The organism is Pedobacter sp. UYEF25 (assembly GCF_054061655.1).
The window spans coordinates 1-18,593 of sequence record NZ_JBSSEL010000011.1 but is presented as its reverse complement, the minus strand read 5'-3'; the positions used below and the strand labels follow the sequence as shown (position 1 = coordinate 18,593).

At 38.7% G+C, this 18,593-nt stretch carries 11 protein-coding genes; 10 read left to right on the top strand and 1 reads right to left on the bottom strand.

What is annotated here, in order from left to right:
* Window positions 1-305 precede the first annotated feature (305 nt).
* Entirely contained in the window at window positions 306-662 is a 357-nt protein-coding gene (locus tag ACVWYG_RS11540) for a response regulator (RefSeq protein WP_457270374.1), read from the bottom strand.
* Window positions 663-877: 215 nt separating this feature from the next.
* Here ACVWYG_RS11540 and ACVWYG_RS11535 point away from each other — a divergent pair, with 215 nt between their 5' ends.
* The 10 genes from ACVWYG_RS11535 (at window position 878) to ACVWYG_RS11490 (ending at window position 18,376) form a co-directional block, all read left to right on the top strand.
* Window positions 878-1,891: a LacI family DNA-binding transcriptional regulator gene (locus tag ACVWYG_RS11535; protein ID WP_457270373.1), complete on the top strand. Its 1,014-nt coding sequence runs from the start codon at window positions 878-880 to the stop codon at window positions 1,889-1,891.
* A 422-nt stretch (window positions 1,892-2,313) separates the two neighbouring features.
* Window positions 2,314-5,265 (top strand): SusC/RagA family TonB-linked outer membrane protein, encoded by a 2,952-nt coding sequence (locus ACVWYG_RS11530; RefSeq protein WP_457270372.1) that lies wholly within the window; start codon window positions 2,314-2,316, stop codon window positions 5,263-5,265.
* Window positions 5,266-5,278: 13 nt separating this feature from the next.
* On the top strand, window positions 5,279-6,862 hold the full coding sequence (locus ACVWYG_RS11525) for a RagB/SusD family nutrient uptake outer membrane protein (RefSeq protein WP_457270371.1): 1,584 nt from the start codon (window positions 5,279-5,281) through the stop codon (window positions 6,860-6,862).
* A 16-nt stretch (window positions 6,863-6,878) separates the two neighbouring features.
* Entirely contained in the window at window positions 6,879-7,898 is a 1,020-nt protein-coding gene (locus ACVWYG_RS11520) for a SusE domain-containing protein (RefSeq protein WP_457270370.1), read from the top strand.
* 196 nt (window positions 7,899-8,094) lie between these two features.
* Complete coding sequence (locus ACVWYG_RS11515) at window positions 8,095-9,948, top strand: glycoside hydrolase family 13 protein (RefSeq protein ID WP_457270369.1); 1,854 nt, start codon at window positions 8,095-8,097, stop codon at window positions 9,946-9,948.
* Between the two features lie 126 nt (window positions 9,949-10,074).
* A complete protein-coding gene (gene pgmB / locus ACVWYG_RS11510) occupies window positions 10,075-10,752 on the top strand; it encodes a beta-phosphoglucomutase (RefSeq protein WP_457270368.1) in 678 nt (225 codons plus the stop codon).
* A 68-nt stretch (window positions 10,753-10,820) separates the two neighbouring features.
* Window positions 10,821-13,151, top strand: a complete 2,331-nt coding sequence (locus ACVWYG_RS11505; RefSeq protein WP_457270367.1) for a glycoside hydrolase family 65 protein — start codon at window positions 10,821-10,823, stop codon at window positions 13,149-13,151.
* 1 nt (window position 13,152) lies between these two features.
* A complete protein-coding gene (locus ACVWYG_RS11500; protein ID WP_457270366.1) occupies window positions 13,153-14,997 on the top strand; it encodes an alpha-amylase family protein in 1,845 nt (614 codons plus the stop codon).
* A 77-nt stretch (window positions 14,998-15,074) separates the two neighbouring features.
* Entirely contained in the window at window positions 15,075-16,448 is a 1,374-nt protein-coding gene (locus ACVWYG_RS11495; RefSeq protein WP_457270365.1) for an MFS transporter, read from the top strand.
* 29 nt (window positions 16,449-16,477) lie between these two features.
* Window positions 16,478-18,376, top strand: coding sequence for an alpha-amylase family glycosyl hydrolase (locus ACVWYG_RS11490; protein ID WP_457270364.1), 1,899 nt, complete (start codon window positions 16,478-16,480; stop codon window positions 18,374-18,376).
* The last annotated feature ends 217 nt before the right edge of the window (window positions 18,377-18,593 follow it).

The window sequence follows — 18,593 nt, the reverse complement described above, 5'->3', positions numbered from 1 at the left end:
GGACTTTAAAACTTTGTAGGGCGTGAGCGTACTTCGAATGTCCTAAAAAAATTAATTTTTAAGAGACAATAAACGCACCTTGAAAGTTGTTTCTTGTGCTTTCGAAACACATTAAATGTTCAAAACCGCTCATTCATTAATCAATCACCTGGTTCTTTAAATAATCAAAAGATCAATTTGTAGGAGACTCGATTTTGACCCATATAAGGAGCGGAGAATAGCCCAAAAAAAGTTTGCGCACTTATATTTTGATTTGGTGTTGGATTTTAATCTATTAAAAGTTTTTTTTTGTTCTGAGAACAGATTTAATTAATCAAACGGTCTATTCGCTCTAACAGCACATCCATTTCAAAAGGCTTTTCCATAAAATCATTCGCACCAGAATCTAGCGCAGATTGCCCTATTCCTTTGCTTGCAGAAATCATTAATACAGGGATGTCTTTTAATTTTGGATTGCTTTTTAAGGCTTTGCAAATGTCTCTTCCATCATAGCCACTCATCCATATGTCTAAAAGAATCAAATCTGGACGGCTTTCAACGGCTGCCAACACCTCACCGCCATTATAAGTAGACTCCACCTCGTAGCCCATCACTTCTAAAATCATGGTCACTGCATCAACGATCCCTTCATCATCATCTGCAATCAATATTTTTTTGTTCATAATTCCATGCTTCCCACCCTTTTTTGCGTTTAAAAATAGGGTGTATACGTAGTAATACAAACTTAGGGACTTTTGTTTTTAATATTTGGAATATATTTGTGTCTGCAATTTGACTATCGATTTTTGGGTGTTAACAAATTTTTTTTAAAAAAGATGTAATGCCGTACAAGGAACGTTATCTAATTAACTTTGTTTAATATCGCCTGAAATATCAAATGGATAGTATCAACATCAAACAGCTTGCCGAGGCTCTGGGCTTATCCACCTCCACCATCTCTAGGGCATTTAGGGGAAATAAGGAAATAAGTGAGGCTACAAAAGAGCGTATATTGGCTAAAGCAAAGGAGTTGAATTATCAACCAAACCACTACGCTAGCAATTTGCGAGAGCAAAAAAGCAAAACAATCGCCGTAATCGTTCCTGAACTTGCAAATAATTATTTTTCTCAAACGATACACGGCATCGAACGGGTAGCCAGGGAAAATGGATACCATATTTTAATTTATGTAACCGACGACGATTACGAAAAGGAGGTTAACTTCATTAACCACTTGCACAACGGTAGGGCAGATGGAATTATAATGTCTGTATCTGGCGAGGCGAATGATCATAATTATTTAAATAATTTAGGGATAAACAGACTTCCTTTGGTTTTCTTCGATAGGGTTTATGAAGACATTCAAACGGCTCGTGTCTTAACAGACGATTATGAGAGTAGTTTTATGGCTACCGCGCATTTAATAGAGCAGGGTTGTGAGAAGATTGCCTATTTGGTAGTAAATAAAAATCTATCTATTGGCAAAACGCGTATGCAGGGTTATAAAGATGCATTAGAAAAGCATCGGATTGATTTTGATGAAGAGTTGGTCATCGATTGTAGCAATAATTACGAGGAAAATCGGCTGATTTTAATTGATGTATTGACACATTTAAAACCAGAAGGGATTTTTGCTTCGGTGGAGCGATTGGCTTTTGCCACTTATTACGCGTGTTATGAGCTAGACATTAAAATTCCAGAAGAGTTAAAGGTAATCAGTTTCTCTAGTCTGGAAATCGCGCCATTACTCAATCCATCGTTAACATCAATTACCCAACCTGCAATTGAAATCGGCGAAACAGCTGCAAATTTGTTGTTCGAAATGTTAGATGGAGAGGCAGACAGTCTTAAGCCAAAACAGGTGGTGTTGAAGTCTAAAATTGTGCTTAGGAAATCCACTTCTAATTCCTAGTTTTTACAGCTTTTTAGGGGTAAATTCCAGAGTGATTTTTGATAAAAAAAATTGTCACTTAGTGTAAAATACGCAGAATTTCCAATATTTATCGGGAACGTTCCCGATAAATGGGATGAAAATCTAATAAAAATCGGGAACGTTCCCATTTTTTCGGGAAAAAAAATACTTAGTGTAAAAAGTACACATCTTAAAACGTTTTAGTATTATTTAATAAATTAATAATCAAATAGTTATAAATTTATTATATTACTATTTCTCATAAAAGTTAATGCAAACTTGGCTTGCTTTCTGCGCAAAAAGTAATTTTTATAAAAAGTTTTATATTTTATTTTTAAATCTAAAATACTGGTGTAAATTAGGCCAGAGTGTAAAACACTGTTTTATCTAATCGAATTTTTAATCTTAAAATGCAAATAATTATGAGAAAACTATACCTGTTTAAACAAGCGCTTTTGATGTTGCTTGTTTTCTCGGCATTAGTGGTAAATGCACAAACCGGATCGGTAAGTGGCAAGGTAACTGATGAAACTGGAGGCGGTTTGCCCGGAGCCAGTATTTTGGTTAAGGGAACCACAAAAAGTACCAGCACAGATGTAAACGGTAATTTTAAACTAACGGGTCTAAGTGGCTCTGTAACGTTAGCCGTAAGTTTTATAGGGTATAAAACATTAGAAAAGCCAGCAAGCGTTAGCGGCAATAACACGCTAAATTTTCAACTTGAGCCTGATGCGCAAAAACTGAACGAAGTGGTGGTAATTGGTTATGGAACAGCACAGAAGAAAGATTTAACAGGAGCAATTACTACGGTAAATTCTAAAGACTTTCAAAAAGGTCCCGTTACCTCTCCAGAACAATTAATTCAGGGGAAGGTATCTGGTGTTAGCATTATTAAAAGTGGTGGACCATTTTCTGGCAGTCAGATTCGGATTCGTGGCGGTGCATCCTTAAACGCAAGTAATGATCCACTTATCGTGGTTGATGGGGTGCCGTTTAGCGGCGATGGTATTGGCAACGCACCAAGTCCTTTGACATTGATCAATCCTGATGATATAGAAACTTTCACTGTTCTAAAAGATGCAAACGCAACAGCGATCTACGGATCTCGTGCATCAAATGGTGTAATTTTAATTACTACAAAAAAAGGTACAGCAGGCGCTCCAGTGATCACTCTTAATTCGATAAATTCAGTTGGAACCGTATCCAAGAAAGTGGATGTGCTTTCTGCGGCCCAGGTTCGTGATTATGTGAACGCAAATGGCAGTGCCGCACAAAAAGCATTATTGGGAACGTCCAATACAGATTGGCAAGATCAAATTTTTCAACATTCATTTTCTACTGATAATTTACTCGGCATTTCAGGAACATTAAAAAACGTTCCTTATCGTGTTTCAGCCGGTTATTTAGACCAAAGCGGATTGTTGATTACAGATAAACTACGCCGGGCTACGGGATCAATTAATTTGAGTCCAAAGTTTTTTACGGATCACTTAAAGGTAAACCTAAATTTAAAGGGGTCTTTAACCGATTCACATTTCGCAAACACTGGCGCTATCGGTGCAGCCTTATCATTTGATCCTACTCAGCCAGTTTTTTCTGGCAATAATAATTATGGCGGATATTATGAATGGTTGCAAGGCAATGTGCCAAACCCAAATGCGCCTCGAAATCCTCTTGGATTAATTAAACTTCAAGATAATAACGGAAGTTCCGAGCGCAGTTTCGGCAACATCCAGTTAGATTACTCTTTCCACTTTTTGCCAGAACTACATGCCAACCTAAACTTGGGATACGATGTTTCTAAAGGTACGGGAGCTACGAGAGTTCCAACGTTTGCTGCTCAAAGCAATTCGACAAACGGTTTCTACGGAAATAGATTGAATACAGAATCTGATAAATTCTCTGAGTTTTATTTAAACTACACTAAAAACGTATCAAGCATTAATAGCAAATTTGATGTGACCGCAGGTTATGGCTATTACGACAATTCAACTACCAACTATGGACTTCCAACTTATAAAGGAACGGGGGAAATTTTAACTACACCAACATTTCCTTTTTCTGTAGAGGCCAATAAGTTGCTTTCTTACTATGGTAGATTTGTCTACACCCTGTCTGATAAATACATCTTATCGGGTACCATGCGTGCAGATGCTTCTTCTCGATTCTCTCCAAAGGATAGGTGGGGATATTTTCCTTCGGTAGGTTTTACTTGGAGAGCTATAGGCGAAGATTTTCTTAAAGACAGTAAGGTATTGTCTGATCTGAAATTGCGCCTAAGTTATGGCCAAACTGGTAATAAAGACGGCATTGGCAATTACAATTACCTGCCTAAATATTACAACAGTAGCAATAACGGACAGTATCAAGTTGGAAATACGTTTTATAACTATTATAGTCCTGCAGCGTATGATCCTGATTTGAGATGGGAAAGTACCACAACTTACAATGCTGGTTTGGATTATGGTTTTGCAGATGGCAAAGTTTATGGTAGCATTGATGCATATTATAAAAAAACAAAAGATTTATTGAGTACAGTAAATGTTCCGATAGGAACAAACTTTAGCAATTTGCTAACTACAAACGTGGGCAATATGGATGTGAGAGGATTGGAAGCTAATATAAATGTTTCTCTTATCCGAAGCGAAAATATTAACTGGACAATGGGTGTTAACGGCGCTTACAACAAACGCAAGGTTACCAATTTAACCCTAACAAAAGGCGTAACTAGTCCGGTACCAGCTGGCACAATTGCCGGAGGAACTGGAACTGTTTTGACTTACAATGCGGTTAACCAGACACCACAAGCTTTTTATGTGTATAAACAAGTATACGATACGAACGGTAAACCACTAGAAGGGGTTTATGCTGATTTAAATGGAGATGGCATCATCAATACAAACGATCAATATTTTTATAAGTCGGGAGATCCTGTAGTTACTTTGGGTTACACTACTTCGTTTACTTATAAAAAATTAACAATAAGCACAGCGTTGAGAGCTAATTTTGGAAACTATGTATATGATAATGTGTCCTCAAATTTAGGAATCAAAACAAATATCTTAAACCCTGCTGGATTAATAAACAATACCGTTTCTGATTTTTTGTTTACAAACTTTCAAAGCAATCAGTATTTGAGTGATTATTACATTCAGAATGCCTCATTCTTAAAAATGGATAATGCAGGCATCTCCTACAATTTTGGTAAACTAAAGAAAAATGGGGGCGGAAATTTAACGCTATCTGCAAACTGTCAAAACGTTTTTACCGTAACTAAATACAAAGGTTTAGACCCAGAAATTGCTAGCGGAATAGATTATAGCATCTACCCAAGACCTAGAACTTACTCTTTGGGTGTAAATGTTGGATTTTAAAAAAAAAATGAAGATGAAAAATTCACTAAAATTAGTACTGGCTATCGGGTTTTCTTTTTTGGCAATGTCTAGCTGTAAAAAGGATTCGCTCACCGTGTTGCCAACCAATGATGTAACCGACCAAGCGGTCTACGCCACTGCGGCAGGTTACAAACAAAGCTTGGTAAAATTGTATGCAAGTTATGCCTTGACAAGTTCTAGCGGTTCGGACGCCAGCGATTTAGGCGGTATCGATGCGGGATTCTCTGACTTTCTCAGGTTGTTCTGGACCTCTCAAGAGTTAACCACTGATGAAGCCATTTGTGCATGGGGAGATATCGGCATCCCAGACTTGGATAAAAGTCAATGGTCGGCAGACAACGTTTTCTTAAAGGGGCTATACGCAAGGAGCCTTTACCAAATTACCGTCTCTAACGAATTTCTTCGCGAGAGCACGCCAGAAAAATTAGTAAGCAGAAATATTACCGGTGCCGATGCAGCAAACATAACCAAATATAGAGCTGAGGCCCGTTTCTTGCGCGCATTTCAATATTGGGTATTGTTAGATGCTTTTGGAAATCCGCCATTCATCACAGAAAACGATCAAATTGGTAAGGTTGCACCTAAGCAAACCACCAGAAAAGATTTATTTAATTATGTCGAATCTGAATTGAAAGCCATTGAGCCGGATTTAGCTGAACCGAAAACGAATGAATATGGTAGGGCAGATAAAGCTGCAGATTGGGCACTTCTCTCAAGACTTTATTTAAATGCAGAGGTTTACTCGGGCGCTCCAAGATACACTGATGCCATTACTTATTCTACTAAGGTGATTAATTCTGGATATTCGTTAAAGTCTAATTATGCAAGTCTTTTTATGGCGGATAATGATAAGAACAATCCAGAAACGATTCTAAGTATTACTTATGATGGCGTTAAGGGTACGAATTATGGAGGGACTACTTTCTTAATTAATGCTGCCTTAAACGGCGATATGAATCCAGCCTCGTTTGGAGTTCCTAGTGGTGGTTGGGTCGGTAATAGAACAAGGCAAAACCTGCCTGCTGTGTTTGCTGATCCAAGTGGAAATACTGATAAACGTGCCATGTTTTTCGGTACCAAAGAAAATGTAGAAGACATTGGCGTATTTACAGATGGTTTACGTGTGACCAAATTTAAGAACGTGACATCCAATGGCGCTACACCTGCATCTTTGAATGGCGTTTTTAGTTCTTTAGATTTTCCTTTATTCCGTTTGGCAGAACAGTATTTAATTTATGGTGAAGCAGTTACAAGAGGCGGTTCCGGTGGTAGCACAGCTCAAGCTGTTACTTATGTAAACCTACTTCGTCAACGTGCTTACGGAAATGCTTCTGGCAACGTAACTTCTATCAATACTAATTTCTTCTTAGATGAAAATGCTAGAGAATTATATTGGGAAGCTCATCGCCGTACAGATTTAATTAGGTTTGGTAAGTTTACAAGCGGAGATTATTTGTGGCCATTTAAAGGGGGTACAAAAGTGGGGTCAGGTTTACAAGCGTCTAGAAACTTGTTCCCAATTCCTTCGGCAGATTTATTGGCCAATCCAAATTTAACTCAAAATCCTGGTTATTAACCGTTAATTTATAATTATGAGAAGTATACTTTTTAAATCATTGGCATTTAGCTTTCTTGCTTTATCCCTATGGTCTTGTAAAAAAGACGAAAACAGAACAGTTGCAACCAGTGGTTCTTCAGGCGATTTAAAGGCCTCTACATCTACCGTAGTGGTAGATAAATCTATGCTCACCAAAGACGTTGTGACCTTTAACATGGCTAGTGCTAATTTTGGTTTCAAAGCCGCGGTAAGCAATGTATTGCAAATAGCGCCTAAAGGAACAAATTTCGAAAAACCTAGTGAAACCATTTTAGAGACAAACGCAACTACAAAAGCTTTTAACGGATTAGATTTTAACAACCTACTGTTAGGGTTAAAACTTTCTAGTGCGGTTAATAGTGATATCGAAGTACGTGTAAAATCTTCTATATCTAATACTGTTGCACCTGTTTACAGTAATGTGCTTACCATAAGCGCTAAACCGTTTCCACTTACAGCGTGGATTTATGTTCCTGGCAATTATCAGGGCTGGAATCCATCTACTGCAGATAGTTTAATATCTCCAACAGGAGATGGCATTTATACAGGTATCATACCTTTTGATGGTGGCGAGTTTAAAATCACCCCTCAGAAAAAATGGGATGTTGCTTATGGCGATGCAGGCGGTGGTAAAATTAGTGCTTCCTCTGGTGATAATCTAACATCTCTTACCTCTGGAGCAAAACAATTGGTGGTAGATTTAAATGAAAAGACAATAACCATTACGCCTCTCGTTTGGGCAGCAGTAGGAAGTGCAACGCCTTCAGATTGGCCTACAGGTCTTAGCTCTTACAAAGAACTAGACATGAAATTCATTAACGACGGAAGTAACACTTGGAAAATCACCTTGCCGCTCCAGCCAGGGGAAATGAAATTTAGAAAAGACCACGATTGGGGAACCAACATTGGCGATGGTGGCGATAATATTAAAATAACTAGTGCTGGCACCTACAACATTTCTTTAACCCTTAATGCCGACGGGAAAACCGGTACTTATAAGGTAGAGAAGCAATAATTAATTTAAGTCCTGCAAAAGATAATTTTGCAGGACTTAAATTTTCGTTCTGCTAGCCTCCCATCAAAAGATTGACGATTTTGAATAGGCTTGTAGGCATCTTTTTTAACCAATACACACATTATAGCAAATTTGAAACCGTCTTCGAATAGACTGTCTAAATATGCTTTGTGCTAAATTTTAAAAAACAGAAGTGATGAAGAGGTTGATTAGTTTAATTTTTACTATTGCGTTATCCGCAAATTTATTTGCACAAATCCCTAACATAGAGCGGATAGAGCCTATGTTTTGGTTCGCAGGAATGCACAACCCTAAGCTTCAGTTGTTGGTGCACGGTGAAAAAATTGGGTCTAAAACCGTTTCGCTAAAATATCCTGGTGTTAGTTTAGTTAAAGTAAACAAGGTAGAAAATCCGAATTATTTATTCTTAGATCTTAACATTTCTGCTGCGGCAAAACCTGGTAGTTTCGCAATCACTTTTTCATCCAAAGGTGAAAAAAGTCTTAACTCTACTTATGAGTTACGTTTAAGAAACAACGCTAAAACTCGCATTCAAGGAGTAACGCAAAAAGATTTTATTTATTTGTTGATGCCAGATCGTTTTAGCGATGGAGATAGTAGCAACAATGTTGTAACTGGCATGGCGGAAACTAAATTCAGTAGAGACAGCATGTATTATCGTCATGGTGGAGATCTACAAGGTGTTATAAATCACCTAGACTATCTAAAAGATTTGGGTGTCACCACCGTTTGGATGACTCCTGCCATAGAAAACGACATGCCTTTGGCATCCTATCATGGCTATGCAGTTACCGATCATTACAAAATAGATCCTCGTTTCGGTACCAACGCACTGTATAAAAAGTTTGTCGATGAGTGCCACGCAAAAGGTTTAAAAGTTATTAAAGATGTGGTGCACAACCACATTGGCACTGGCCATTGGTTTTTTAAAGATATGCCCATGAAAAGCTGGGTGCATCAATGGCCTGTTTATACGCAAACCAATTATAGAGATCAACCTGTTATGGATCCATATGCTGCGGCTATTGATAAGAAGCAGATGTTAGATGGTTGGTTCGTTCCAAGCATGCCAGATCTAAACCAGGGCAATCCTTACGTGCAAAATTACCTTACACAAAATCACATTTGGTGGATAGAGTATGCTGGGATAGATGGCTTAAGATTAGATACCTACCCATATAATGATGCTAAATTTATGGCTGATTGGGCGGTAAAGCTGCATGATGAATTTCCAAATCTTTCTGTTTTTGGCGAGACTCTCGTTTCTTCGGTTGCAAGTCAGGCGTTCTTTACTGGTGGCAACACCGTAAATAGAGGGTTTGATACCCAGTTGCCTGGCATTACAGATGCGGTTCTAAAAGATGCTATTTATGAATCCCTCAACGGTAAAAGTGGGTGGAATGATGGCGTCAATCGTTTATACTCAACCCTTGCGCTCGATTTTCTTTATAAAGATCCTACCAAAAACAGCATCTTTTTAGATAACCATGATATGAGTCGGTTTTACTCGATGGTTAATGAAAACTTGGACAGATACAAATCTGGAATGGCAATATTGTTAACCATGCGCGGAATTCCTCAAATGTATTATGGCACTGAAATCTTAATGAAAAATTATTCTAATCCAGACGGTTTGGTTAGGTCTGATTTTCCTGGTGGATGGAAGGGTGATAAACAAAATGCATTTACAGCCGCTGGAAGAACCGAAAAAGAAAATGAAGCGTTCAATTTTGTAAAAACTTTGGCGAATTTTCGTAAACGTAGCGAAGCCTTGCAAACCGGTAAATTGATGCATTATCTACCGAAAGACGAGGTATATGTTTATTTCAGATACAACGAAGGGAGTCCAAAAGGCACCGTAATGGTTATTGTAAATGGTAATGAGAAGGAAATAACTTTGGCAACCGATCGCTTCTCAGAAAGAACCGCTGGGATAACTAAAGCAAAAAACATCGTCACCGGGCAACTCCTCGATTTTAAAAACATTCAAATACCAGCACATACCACTTTGGTGTTGGAACTTGAATAGGCGATGGGAAATAGGTTAAAGGTTATGGGTTAAAAGTTTCCTGCTAAAGGTGTACAAGCCAAAATCTTTAAAATATCCCACCGAAATTTTAACCATAAAATACTTACAACCCGCAACCTACATCTTATGTCTCAAATCTCAGATCTCCCAACTCAAATCTCAATCAAAGCTTGCCTTTTCGATCTTGACGGCGTGCTGGTAGATACCGCAGGTTATCATTATAAAGCTTGGAAACAGCTTGCCAATCAACTGGGTTTTGATTTTACAGAAGCCCAAAATGAAGAATTAAAAGGCATTAGCAGAATGGAAAGTCTGGATAAAATTCTTGCTTGGGGCAACCTCACCAAAACTCTGGAAGAGAAAAAAGCGCTTGCCACACTTAAAAATGGGTGGTATGTAGATATGATCAATAAAATGACCCCTGCAGAAGTATTGCCTGGAGTAGAAGAATTTTTGAAAGCTTTGATAGAAAGTGGCTATAAATTGGCTTTAGGGTCGGCGAGTAAAAACTCCAGCATTATCCTAAAAAACACGAAGCTCAGTCATTTTTTCGATGAGGTTGTAGATGGGAACATGGTGAGCAAGTCTAAACCTGATCCAGAAGTTTTTCTAAAAGGTGCCGAACTTTTAGGCTTCGAGCCTGCACAATGTGTGGTATTTGAAGATGCAGTTGCGGGTATTCAGGCAGCGATAAATGCAGGGATGAAATCCATTGGGATAGGTGACAAAAGCATACTTACTGAAGCAACTTTGGTGGTAAGTGGTGTAGATAAATTAACAGTAGAAGATTTAAAGAGGCTATAAACAAGGCTGTAGGTTAGGTGACAAGCTGTTGTCTTGATACTTGATACTAACTACTTGATACTATAATTATGAAAAATTACATTGTAGCAGATGCGTGGAATATTATCGAAAAAGGTTTCGATCCACTTTTAAATAAAATATCCGAGAGTATTTTTAGCATAGGCAACGGCCGTATGGGGCAACGGGCTAATTTCGAGGAAAGCTATTCTGGCGAAACCCTACAAGGAAATTACTTGGCTGGCATCTATTATCCAGACAAGACCAGAGTAGGATGGTGGAAAAATGGTTATCCAGAATATTTTGCAAAGGTACTTAATGCAGCCACTTGGATTGATATTGAGGTTAAGATTGGCGAAGAAATATTAGACTTGGCTAAGGTAAAAGTTGCAGATTTTACTCGTGTTCTAAACATGAAACACGGTATTTTAGAACGTAGTTTTACAGCCACTTTTGAGAGTGGAAAGTCTATCAAAATAAAATCTACCCGTTTTTGCAGCATTGCCAATGACGAGCTTTCTGCACTTACCTACAGCATTACTCCGCTAAATTTTGATGGTGAAATTACACTAATGCCCTTCTTAAATGGCGATGTTAAAAATCAAGACAGCAATTACGACGAGAAATTTTGGGATTTTATTGGAGATGAGCTCTCAGACGAGGAAAGCTATTTAACCTTAGCGACTAAAAAAACAGATTTTCATGCCTGCACCGGAACCTTTATGTCCGTGAGTAAAAACAACAAGGTGTTAACCCCTGATGTTCAGCAGATTAGAAGAGAGAAATTTGTTGGTCAGGTTTTTACCCTAGCTGTTAAAGCCAATGAGGAAATAGTGTTAACGAAACTGGCAGCGAATGTAACTTCTGAAAACCATCCTAAAGTAGAACTTTTAGCCGCGTGTAAAAAAGTCATTGCGTTAGCAAGAGAAGCCGGTTTTGAGGCCTTAAGGAAAGTACAAGCAAATGCTTGGGAAAACAAATGGCAACAAAGCGATATCGTGATAGATGGAGATGTATCTGCGCAACAAGCGATTCGATTTAATATCTTTCAACTCTTCCAAACGTATACTGGTAAAGATGATCGGTTGAATATCGGCCCTAAAGGTTTTACCGGAGAAAAGTATGGTGGTTCTACTTATTGGGATACGGAAGCCTACTGCGTACCGTTTTATTTGGCAACCGCTAACCAACAAGTTAGTAAAAACTTGCTTATTTATCGATACAACCAATTAGACAAAGCAATAGAAAATGCTGAGAAGTTAGGCTTTGATAAGGGCGCCGCTTTATTCCCAATGGTAACCATAAATGGTGAAGAATGCCATAACGAGTGGGAAATTACCTTCGAGGAAATCCACAGAAACGGAGCCATTAGCTATGCAATTTTTAACTACATACGGTATACCGGAGATGAAAATTATCTGGTAGACTATGGTTTGGAAGTGCTTATCGCAGTTGCGCGGTTTTGGAAACAACGTGTTAATTGGAGCGAAGATAAAAATCAGTTTGTGATGCTCGGAGTTACCGGGCCTAATGAATACGAAAACAATGTAAACAACAATTGGTACACCAGTACCATGGCAACTTGGTGTTTAAAATACGCAATAGAAGCGATAGACATTGTTAACAGATTAGACGAAGAACGGTGTGTAACAGTTTTACAGAGAATTAATTTTGATCATACAGAAATTGCCGATTGGACAAGCATCATTGACAAGATGTATTATCCGACAGATGCAGAAAAAGGGATTTTTCTCCAGCAAGACGGCTATTTAGACAAAGAACAAGTTTTAGTTAAAGATTTACCGGGTAAAGATCGGCCAATCAACCAAAAATGGAGTTGGGATCGGATTCTTAGGTCGTGTTTTATTAAGCAAGCCGACGTGTTACAAGGCATGTATTTCTTTGAGGATGATTACGACATAGAAACGCTGAGACGGAATTTCGATTTTTATGAAGCGCGTACGGTACATGAAAGTTCCTTATCGCCTTGCGTGCATAGCATATTGGCCGCAAAGTTGAACGACGAAGCTCGTGCATACGAGTTTTACTTACGTACTGCAAGGCTAGATTTAGACGATTACAACAACGATACAGAAGATGGTTTGCACATTACCTCTATGGCGGGCACCTGGATGAGCATTGTAGAAGGTTTTGCGGGTATGCGTGTGCGCGATGGAAAACTCTACTTCAATCCGTTTTTACCATCAAAATGGAAACGCTTTTCCTTTACCATCGGGTTTAGAGGAGCCATTTTAAAAGTAAACATATCTCCAGATCAAATGGCGGTTTGTAATAGTGGAAAATCTGCAGCAAATATTGTGATGAATGAGACAACTTACACCGTGAATCCTAACGAAGAAGTTCACATAGAAAATGCCAACTTAGCATTTAATGAAGGATAGCATGAACCGAATAGATAAGAACATAGAAATTAGTAACTCATTTCGCGCAAAGCGAATAACAACTGATGGACAAAATGCTTTATCTAACTCCCTATTTTACTTTCTCGCTATGTGTATTCCCGTACTTGGTTTTTCTTGTAAAAGCGACCAGGTTATTCCAACAAAAGCTAACGAACAAAAAATTGTAATCTATCAACTCTTACCTCGGTTATTTGGCAACAAGGACACAAGTAATGTGGCCTACGGAACCATTACGCAAAATGGAAGTGGAAAATTTAACGACATTACCGATAGAGCATTAGATGCAATTAAAGAACTGCACGTAAATTACATTTGGTACACCGGCGTCATCGCTCATGCAAGTTTAACAGATTATAGCAAATTTGGGATTATACCTAACGATGCAGACGTGGTTAAAGGTAGGGCAGGATCTCCTTACGCCATTAGAGATTATTATGATGTCGATCCGGATTTGGCTGTGAACGTTGACCACCGCATGCAAGAGTTTGAAAGTCTAATAAAACGGACCCACGCAAAAGATTTAAAAGTCTTGATAGATTTTGTTCCAAATCATGTGGCTCGTGGATATCTTTCTAATGCCAAGCCGACCAACGTAATGGATTTTGGCGCGACAGACATTAAAGACAGTGTTTTTACTACAAAAAACGATTTTTATTACGTTCCGGGAAAAGCATTTCTTGTCCCCAAAATGGATAAGCAATCGAATCTGCTCAGTTCGTTGCAAGACGGCAAATACAATGAGAACCCTGCAAAGGCAACGGGAAATAATGTTTTCAGCGAATCTCCCAAAGCAGACGATTGGTACGAAACTGTTAAATTAAATTACGGAGTCGATTACAGAAATAATTCCAACCACTTTACCCCAATACCGCCAGTTTGGGAAAAGATGAAAGATATTTTAACCTTTTGGGCAAAAAAAGGAGTAGATGGATTTCGTTGTGATGTAGCCGAAATGGTGCCGGTAGAATTTTGGTCTTGGGTAATTCCGCAAATAAAACAAGTAAATCCAAATCTCATTTTTATTGGCGAAGCTTATAATTCAGCACTCTACAGCCAATTTATCCGTCAAGGCAAATTTGATTACCTGTATGATAAGGTTGGGTTGTACGATGGACTTAAAAAGTTAATCAGAAATGATTCTGCAGCCAATGTTGGAGATATTTCCAGGATAATTAACGCAGATAGTGCCAATTTAGACAAGCACATGCTTCGGTTTTTAGAAAATCACGATGAAGAGCGTATTGCTTCTACGGGTTTTGCAGGGAAAGCTGAGCTCGCAATACCGGCCATGGTGGTTTCGGCAACTTTAGGAACAGGACCTGTGATGTTGTACTTCGGGCAAGAAGTTGGCGAGCCTGGTAAAGGAAAAGAAGGGTTTGGTGGTGATGACAATAGAACCACCATATTCGATTATTGGGGAGTACCAAATCATCAAAAGTGGATGAATGGTGGGAAATTCGATGGCGCCAAACTTAGAAACGATGAGAAATCGCTCAGGAAATTTTATGAAAAATTGCTAGAGATAACTACTAAAAGCGACGCAATAAGGAACGGAAAAACGTATCAGATTTCTCCAACGGCCGATATGAATAAGCGGATGTTTTCATTTATCCGCGAAAGCGAAACTCAGCGGCTATTGATAGTTGTCAATTTTGATAGAACCAAAACTCTCGCCACGAATATTTCAATTCCGTCTAAAATATTGAGTAATAAAGCACTTTTAGACTTAAAAGATTTGCTGAACAACGTGAAAGTAGAAAAAACAGGTGCTTCAGCGATAAAGGTAACCGTAGCTCCAGTATCGGCTCAAATTATAGTATTTTAAAACTGAACGGATAACCGATTGTAGAAACTGATTTCTGAATTTGAACCGAGAACCAACAAGAATATAAACGCATTAATATGAACATAAAGTCAGTTATCGAAAATCCAAAACTCAGTCTGGTTCAGATTATAAACATGAGTGTGGGTTTTTTTGGAATCCAGTTTGGCTGGGACTTGCAGCGCGCAAATATGGGTCGTATTTACGAAGGTTTGGGTGCGAATCCAGATCAGGTGCCTTTGTTGTTTTTAGCAGCTCCATTAACTGGACTTCTCGTTCAGCCAATAATCGGATACCTAAGTGATAACACTTGGCATCCAACATTTGGAAGAAGGCGACCGTATTTTATGATCGGCGCAATCATTAGTAGCTTGGCGCTTATCGCCATGCCCCACAGTTCTGCTTTATGGATGGCAGCTGGATTGCTTTGGGTATTAGATGTATTTGGGAACGTTTCTATGGAGCCATTTCGGGCATTTGTTACAGATAAACTTCCCGATAGTCAGGTAAATAGGGGTTTTGTGATGCAAAGTTTAATGATTGGTTTGGGTGGAAGTATTGCATCTTCTTTGCCTTGGTTGATGAATAACGTTTTCCATTTGCAGAATACTGCAGAGATGGGGCAGATCCCAGAAAACGTACAGTATTCATTCTATATTGGCGCTTTTTTCTTTTTTGCAGCTGTATTTTATACCGTTTTTACCACAAAGGAATATCCGCCGTCGGCAGACGAGTTGTCGGCAATGAAGAAAGAGAAAGCAGGATTTTCTAAAGGAGTTTCTGAAATTTTTTCGGCGCTAAAAAACATGCCAAAACGCATGCAGATTATTTCCCTAGTTCAGTTTTTTACCTGGCCCGGTTTATTTTTAATGTGGTTTTATTATACCACTGCGGTTGCCGTAAATGTATTTGGAGGTGTTGATGCACAGGATCCTGTATACGCCACTGGGGCCGACTTTGGCAGTTTGACCTTGGCCTATTACAGCGTGATTACTTTTTTGTTCGCATTGGTGTTGCCCAAAATTGCAGATACTTTCGGACGGAAAACCACCCATGCATTATGTTTAGTAATTGGAGCTGCGGGATTAATTAGTGTGGGATGGGTGCACGATAAAAATATGCTTTTTGTGTGTATGACCGGCGTTGGTATAGCATGGGCGAGTATTTTATCTATGCCTTATGCCATGTTGAGCGGTTGTTTGCCGAAAGATAAAATAGGAATCTACATGGGCATCTTCAATTTTTTTATTGTGCTGCCAGAAATTATCGCCTCTTTAGGTTTTGGTTGGTTGATGAAAAACGTATTAAATAATGATAGACTTTTTGCTGTACAGCTAGGCGGCGGGTTGATGATTGTAGCAGCCATTATCTGTTTCTTATTCATAAGAGAAAGCAAAAGAGTCGACGAAACATTATCAACCAAACTACAAATAGAAGAAGATAGGTCTGTATAATCCATTGAGCATTTAATAGCACGAATACTATGAAAAAAATATTAAACCTTTTATTAATTGTAGTTACCCTTTCTGTAGCGTGCAAAAAAGGTGGACCAGGCGGAACTGATGGGCCTGTTACGCCTGTGATGCCGCCGATAGCAAATGTAGAGTTACCCGTAGGTGCAAAAGATGGCGTTGCATTTATAAACAATGGTACTTCAGCCATTGTAACGTTGTATGCGCCCGGTAAAAAATCGGTCTCGATAATTGGAGAGTTTAACAATTGGCAAGGTGTGGCCAATCCTATGAAAAATACCGGCGATGGAAAAACCTGGTTTGTACAAATCGATAACTTAGATCCGAATAAGGAATATGCGTACCAGTTTTTGGTAGATGGAAATCTTAAAATTGCTGATCCCTATTGCGAAAAAATATTAGATCCTCAAAACGATCAATACATTTCTGCAGCCACTTATCCTAATTTAAAGGCGTATCCCACAGGAAAAACAACTGGTATTGTTAGCATCATGCAAGCAAACCAACCCACTTACACTTGGAAAAACGCCAGTTTCGTTCGTCCGGCGAAAAATAACCTGGTTATTTACGAGCTGCTTGTTAGAGATTTTACCGTAGATCATAATTATGCGTCTACATTGGCCAAGCTTCCTTATTTAAAAACTTTAGGCATAAATGCGATCGAGTTAATGCCGGTTAACGAATTTGAAGGAAATTCTAGTTGGGGTTATAATCCATCGTTTTATTTTGCGCCCGACAAATATTACGGAACTAAGGTTGCCTTGCAAGCTTTTATAGACGAATGTCATAGCAACGGAATTGCAGTTGTGTTAGATATGGTGTTGAACCACTCTTTCGGGCAATCGCCAATGGTGCAGCTTTATTTCGATGGCAGCAAACCTACCGCAGAAAGTCCATGGTTTAACGCGGATCCAAAACATCCTTTTAATGTAGGTTATGATTTTAACCACGATAGCCCGGCGACTAAATATTTTACCAAAAACGTAATTAAGTTTTGGATGCAGCAATATAAAATTGATGGTTTTCGATTCGATTTAGCGAAGGGTTTTACGCAGCATTATTCTACAGATGATGCAGGTTTTTCTACATACGATATCGATAGAATTGCCATTTGGAAAGATTATAACAATTTTATAAAGAGTATAGACAACAATAATTTCTACACAATTTTAGAACTTTTTGCCGATAAAACCGAAGAGCAAGTGTATGCAAATGAAGGGATGATGATGTGGAACAACCTAAACTACAACATGAACGAAGCCACCATGGGCTACATCCCGACTTCCGATTTTTCTAATGGATTTTATCAAAACCACGGTTTTACAAAATCAGAAAATTTAGTTACTTATGGTGAAAGTCATGATGAAGAGCGGTTGAATTACAAGAATGTTGCCTTCGGAAATGCTTTCGGCGCCTATGTAATCAAAGGCAATTTGCCTACTTCACTTAAGCGTGAGGAAATGGCAGCTGCATTTTTATTCGCCATTCCAGGTCCGAAGTTAGTTTGGCAATTTGGAGAGCTGGGTTACGACATCAGCATAAACACGAACGGACGTACTGGAGAAAAGCCAATTCATCCAGAATATTACACCGATCCAAATAGAAAAGCACTTTACGATGCGTATTCGAAGTTTATAAAATTGAAAACCAACAACGTGATTTTTACAGCACCGAATCCAACGTTTAGTTTAAACGGGGGTGTGAAGTACATGAAACTTAGCGATGCGAGTAATACCGTAGTGGTGGTTGGTAATTTTGATGTGGTAAGTCAGACTGCAAATGTAGATTTTGGCAGCTCGGGCGGTTGGGTAGATGCTGTTGGTTCTACAATAAACTTAAGTTCTAATACTTACAATGCTTCGTTAGTACCCGGCGAATACCATATTTACAGCAAGGTGGCATTGAAATAATCAAGGGAAGTAGGGAAAATTAAGGAGCAAAAACTAAGTTGTCGGCTATTTCGAATAGACATTATCGCTAATTATTAGGGCGCTTTTACACGCTGTCCATTTTATCTTTAATTGGCTTTAAGGGCCAATTAAAGATTCTGTGATGAATTCCAAATAATTTCTATCTTTATTTTTCAAGGCGGCTTTGTGCCAGCCTGTTTAGGGCAGCTCCTTTTTT

Bases quoted from the DNA above. Each gene is read 5' to 3' on its own strand.
- ACVWYG_RS11540 (WP_457270374.1), bottom strand. From the start codon at position 662: ATGAACAAAAAAATATTGATTGCAGATGATGATGAAGGGATCGTTGAT.
- ACVWYG_RS11535 (WP_457270373.1), top strand. From the start codon at position 878: ATGGATAGTATCAACATCAAACAGCTTGCCGAGGCTCTGGGCTTATCC.
- ACVWYG_RS11530 (WP_457270372.1), top strand. From the start codon at position 2,314: ATGAGAAAACTATACCTGTTTAAACAAGCGCTTTTGATGTTGCTTGTT.
- ACVWYG_RS11525 (WP_457270371.1), top strand. From the start codon at position 5,279: ATGAAAAATTCACTAAAATTAGTACTGGCTATCGGGTTTTCTTTTTTG.
- ACVWYG_RS11520 (WP_457270370.1), top strand. From the start codon at position 6,879: ATGAGAAGTATACTTTTTAAATCATTGGCATTTAGCTTTCTTGCTTTA.
- ACVWYG_RS11515 (WP_457270369.1), top strand. From the start codon at position 8,095: ATGAAGAGGTTGATTAGTTTAATTTTTACTATTGCGTTATCCGCAAAT.
- pgmB (WP_457270368.1), top strand. From the start codon at position 10,075: ATGTCTCAAATCTCAGATCTCCCAACTCAAATCTCAATCAAAGCTTGC.
- ACVWYG_RS11505 (WP_457270367.1), top strand. From the start codon at position 10,821: ATGAAAAATTACATTGTAGCAGATGCGTGGAATATTATCGAAAAAGGT.
- ACVWYG_RS11500 (WP_457270366.1), top strand. From the start codon at position 13,153: ATGAACCGAATAGATAAGAACATAGAAATTAGTAACTCATTTCGCGCA.
- ACVWYG_RS11495 (WP_457270365.1), top strand. From the start codon at position 15,075: ATGAACATAAAGTCAGTTATCGAAAATCCAAAACTCAGTCTGGTTCAG.
- ACVWYG_RS11490 (WP_457270364.1), top strand. From the start codon at position 16,478: ATGAAAAAAATATTAAACCTTTTATTAATTGTAGTTACCCTTTCTGTA.